3 protein-coding genes are annotated in these 5025 nt (G+C 56.8%); 2 read left to right on the top strand and 1 reads right to left on the bottom strand.

All coding sequences use genetic code 11. The features are described 5' to 3' along the window. Positions 1-394: 394 nt before the first annotated feature. Positions 395-2290, top strand: coding sequence for a peptidoglycan DD-metalloendopeptidase family protein (locus tag EKD03_RS17830; RefSeq protein WP_129633752.1), 1896 nt, complete (start codon positions 395-397; stop codon positions 2288-2290). 67 nt (positions 2291-2357) lie between these two features. Here EKD03_RS17830 and EKD03_RS17825 read toward each other — a convergent pair whose 3' ends face one another. Beyond that, positions 2358-3422 carry a sigma-70 family RNA polymerase sigma factor gene (locus tag EKD03_RS17825; RefSeq protein WP_238613578.1) on the bottom strand — a complete coding sequence of 355 codons (1065 nt, stop codon included), beginning with the start codon at positions 3420-3422 and terminating at the stop codon, positions 2358-2360. A gap of 295 nt (positions 3423-3717) precedes the next feature. Between EKD03_RS17825 and EKD03_RS17820 the strand changes: the two genes are divergently transcribed. After that, positions 3718-4914 carry a PAS-domain containing protein gene (locus tag EKD03_RS17820; protein WP_161569310.1) on the top strand — a complete coding sequence of 399 codons (1197 nt, stop codon included), beginning with the start codon at positions 3718-3720 and terminating at the stop codon, positions 4912-4914. Positions 4915-5025: the final 111 nt, after the last annotated feature.

Genomic DNA, 5025 nt, shown 5'->3' with positions numbered 1-5025 from the left:
CCCGTTGCGGGCGTTCAAGGTGAGCGGGTGGGTAGTGCTATGTCGCAAAAAGACCTGGAAACTTAATTTACGGACTATTCACACTTGGGATAAAAGAAATCTCGTATTGACGCAAAGGCGCAAGGACGCAAAGGTTTTGTTGCAGGCTTTGCGCCTCTGCGTCTTTGCGTCAAAAACTGGAAGCTAGGAGAAGTGTGAACAGTTACTTTTTCTGTGAACATTCCGTCATGGATCAATCAATTGGTGTATCGCACGATACGAACATAGCATAGCAATCGGTCTACATATTCGCAAGCGCCCTAGACTAGACACCCTATCCAGATTGACGGTACTTCGCTGTGCATGCTAGGATGCCTGCGACAAGACGTTATTGAGCCACGTTCAAGTATAAACCATGTGGAAACAGATCTTCACCCTACTTCTCTTTATTGCGCTCTTGCTCCCCGCTAGGCCGATCAATGCCCAAACAGGTAGCGGCTTTTTGGGCTTGCCCTGGCCAGCGGGTATGCGTGTCATCCACCTTGCCTACTTCGATCATGTCTACCCGACCGTAGATAGCGGCGATGATGGCAACAGCTTTGTCGTCACCTACCTCAACCATGGCAATGTCCAGTATAACGGCCACGATGGTCATGACTATGTCTTTCCCGATCAAATGGTCGGGACGCCCATTTTGGCTGCTGCGTCTGGGGTTGCCTATGCACGTACTCAGCGCGGGAATGGGGTGGTGATCCTGCATCCCAACGGCTACGAGACGATCTACTGGCACCTTGATGATTTTGGCCCGCAGTTTGCTGGTTTGATCGACTCGGGGCAAAGTGTGGCGGTGCAAGCTGGCGAGGTGATCGGCTACAGCGGAAGCAGTGGCTTTGTGCGCGGCACGCCCCACTTGCACTTTGAAGTCCGACTGCATGGCAAACAGGTTGACCCGTATGGCTGGTACGGCCCTGGCCCCGATCCATGTGCGGAATACGCAGGCTGTTTGGCCAGTACGTGGCTCTGGCATGACGAGCTACGCGGCAGTTACGACTTCACCCCACCCGATGCGGTCGCAGTACCGCAACCCGACACCAGCCCGCCGATTGCGCTGCTCAGCCTCAACCCGCCTGCTGATCTGCTCTTCGCGGCTGATTTTGATCGCCACCCACTCCAGACGGTGGGTGCGGGCTTTCCCGCGATCATCGGCGAGTTGAGCTACCAACCCGCAGTGCAGGGCGAGGCGCTGGTCATCAACCATGCCGAGCTAACCTACCCAACCAGCGCCAACCTGAATCCTGAGGTTGGAACACTCAGCCTCTGGGTCGAGATCCCCGCCGAGTACCCCGCGAATCGGATTGAGCGCCACTACCTGATTGCTGCCAGCGCCAACCCCAGTAGTGCGCCGGTCTATCCGGGAACTATGGCGTTGCGGCGCGACCTGCTCGGCCCTGAAGGTAGCCCGCGTTGGACCTTCTGGACGGTGGGGGCGGATGTGGCGACTAGCCACGAGTTGGCCGTACCGGACACGCTGGCACCGGGCTGGCACCATGTTGCGATCAGTTGGGAGGCGCGCACGGGAACGAAGCGGCTCGTGATTGACGGGGTGGTGGTGGCTCAGGCGGCTGGGGTGGCGTTACCCAGCGATGTTGGCCCGGTACTCCATGTGGGCCGCTTCAGCTACGGTGGGGCGGGGGCGGGGGTGCGCATTGATGGGCTACGCATCTACCAGCGTGCTCTGAGTAGCAGTGAGATCGCGGCGTTGGCAGCCGGAACGGAGGAGAGCCTGAGCGCGACATGGACGAATCGCCCGCGTATTCGGCTGGACACCAACGCAATAGATGAAGCGGGCGGGATCGTGGCGGTGCAGATCGGGGTGAATGGTATTTTTGCTGAACCACAAGCCTACCACGATGCCTACTATGTCCGCCTCCCTCCAGAAGAGGGTGCGCACACGATTGAAGTGCGCTACACCGACCGCGCTGGGAACACGACCAGCATCAGCCAAACGATCCATCTCGATCTGCCCCCGCTGCTCAACCTGAACCTTGAACCGACCGGGCCATTAGGGACGACCGTGAGCATTCTGGTCGAGGATGGCGGGACGGGCGGATTGATGATGCAAGTGACCCAGCAAGAGAACTTCTGGGAAGTCCCCTGGCAACCGCTGCGCGAGCGCTTCTTCTGGGCCTGGAACCCGGAGTTGCCGCAGCAGTTGCGGGTACGAGTACGTGATATGGGCGGGAATATCTCGACGCCGGGGGTGGGGTTTGTGGTACAGGATCGAATCTATCTGCCGCTCGTCGTGAGGTGATCTGTTTTGTTGATACGGTGTTGATGGCGAAGCCATCAACACCGTATCAACAAGCATCTTGCCGTCTCTACTCTAAATATGCATGGAGGCGCTGGCCGACTTGGGGTTGGCGCAGGCGGCGCATCGCCTCGGCCTCGATCTGGCGGGTGCGCTCGCGGGTAATCCCGAAGGCGACCCCCACCTCCTCCAAGGTGCGCCGCTGGCCATCAAAGAGGCCATAGCGCAATTGCAGAATTTTACGTTCGCGATCCGGCAGGTTATTCAGCGCCGCGTAGAGTTCCTGGTGGAACATCTTCTGGGTGGCGATCTCCATCGGTGTTTCGAGACTCTCATCGGCCAACACCTCACCCACACGACCCTCTTGCTCGTTGTTGAGTGGCTGCTCTAGCGAGACGGGCTGGATCGAGGCTTGCAGCAGGCGCTTCACTTTGCGCAGGCTGAGACCCATGGTGTGGGCAATTTCCTGCGCGGTTGGTTCACGCTCAAGCTGCTGCTCCAACGTGTAGATCGCCCGCCGCATATGCACCAGCGATTCACTTAGGTGGACGGGCAGGCGGATGACCCGGCTCTGCTCGGCAATCGAGCGGCTGACCGCTTGCCGAATCCACCAGGTTGCATAGGTACTGAAGCGGTTGCCCATGGTATGATCAAACTTCTCAACTGCCCGCATGAGGCCGATATTGCCCTCCTGCACCAGATCCATAAAGGCCATCGGGCTGTTGATATACTTCTTGGCCACACTGACGACCAAGCGCAGGTTGGCCTGAATGAGCCGACGGCGCGCCTCATGTCCACGGGCCACGGTCAGTTCTAGTTGTGCCCGCTCGCGTCTGTTAGTGTACTGCCCATCTTCGATCTGGCGCTGCGAATCCTTACCCGCACGGATCTGCATGGCCAGCGTATACTCCTCCTCTGCCGTTAGCAGCGCCACCTGACCAATCTCGTGCAGGTAGAGTTGGATTGAGTCCTCAACCGACTCCTGCTCCAGTTCATGATCTTCCTCGATATCAATATCAGCTACTAATAGATCTTCAGACTCCCAGCCATCGTGATCAGCATCCGAGTGAATCTCGGTGGTCGGTTCATGATCCGACAGTTCATCATGCGAGTTGGTGTGGCGGAATTTGTTCACGATGGCCTCCCTCTATCACCCAGCCCTATGAGGATCTACTTCTTCTGGTGGGTCTCATAACAGTGACTATACCTATTGCTGGTATGAACTTGGCGCTCACTATTGCCCATTCGTCGTATTGCAAAGGTTTTGACAGAGATATTTTCACCTTTTGCACAGGTTTTGTCAAGGGGTCAGATGACCAATTTTGCGCCGACTTTTTGGGTGAATCCATCCAAAAAGCTGGTTAAGCCTCATGTACGGGACGTGGTACAATACACGATACCTTTCGCCGGATCAGCCAAGAGATCGACCTATGAACAACGACGCTCATGATGGCCCACGCAACGCGGCCTCTCCCTTGGACACCCTGATTGGGTTGTTACCCAACCCATGCGCTCTGATCACCCATGAGGGGATCATTCGGGCGATCAACCCGGCATGGCGGGATGCCTTCTTCCATACGGGCATTGGCGAGAATATTATAGATACATGTGAACGTATGTTCCAATGGGAACATGCTGACAAAGACCATATCCATGGCGAGATTGTGGCACTGCTGGCGGGGAACACGGTGAGTTGCCACTTTGAGGATATGCTGGCCGAACCCCCTGAACGTTGGTTCGCCAATACCCTCGTAATTCACGAACATCTAGATGGTGAACTGCTATGGCAGGCCCATGATGTGAGTTCGTGGCGCATCGCCGAACTCGAAACCTCACGCATCTGGCACCAGATCCGCGATGCCTTGGAGAGCATCTCCGATGGCTTTGCGATCTACGATCCGAATGATCGGCTGGTCTTCTTCAACCAGCACTACCGCAATCTGTATGGCCGCAGTAAAGAGTTTTTTGTGGTTGGCACGACGTTTGAAGAGATCGTGCGTGGAGGGATACAGCGGGGCCAGTATCCTGATGCGGTGGGGCGCGAGGAGGCGTGGATCACGGAGCGGGTACGCCAACACCAGGAGTGCCAGACCGTTGAACTACGGCTCTCGGATGGAGTCTGGCTGCGTTCAATGGACAAGCGCACCAGTGATGGGGGCATTGTCTGTATTCGTACTGACATCACCTTGCTCAAACAGAGCGAGGCGCTACTTGAGCAGAGCGAGCAGCAGGCGGAGGTGATCCGCATCCAATCCTCGCTGCTTGCTGAACTCTCGACGCCACTCTTGCGCATCAGCGAGCGGGTAGTGGTGATGCCGCTGATTGGCTCGCTCGATAGTTCCCGTGCCTCGCTAGTTGTCGATTCACTGTTGCAGACCATTGAGGATCAGCGGGTTGAAGTAGCGATCCTGGATATTACGGGCGTACCTGTGGTAGATACTCAGATTGCCAATGTGCTGATCCAGTGCGCACGCGCAGTGAAGTTGTTGGGGGCAGCCACCGTGCTGACCGGGATTCGCCCCGATGTCGCCCAGACGATGGTGGCGTTGGGGATCGACCTGGAGGGTATCGTGACACGCGCTGACCTCATGGGGGGGATTGCCTACGCATTGCGCAGGAAGGGGTAGAGGCGCAATATCTTGCGCCTCTACGACGCAATATTACGACGCAATATTACGACGCAATATTACGACGCAATATTACGACGCAATATTACGACGCAATATTACGACGCAATA

The organism is Candidatus Oscillochloris fontis (assembly GCF_004138135.1).
Taxonomy (GTDB): domain Bacteria; phylum Chloroflexota; class Chloroflexia; order Chloroflexales; family Chloroflexaceae; genus Oscillochloris; species Oscillochloris fontis.
Note: the sequence above shows the minus strand (reverse complement) of the source record. Positions and strands in the feature narration are given on the sequence as shown.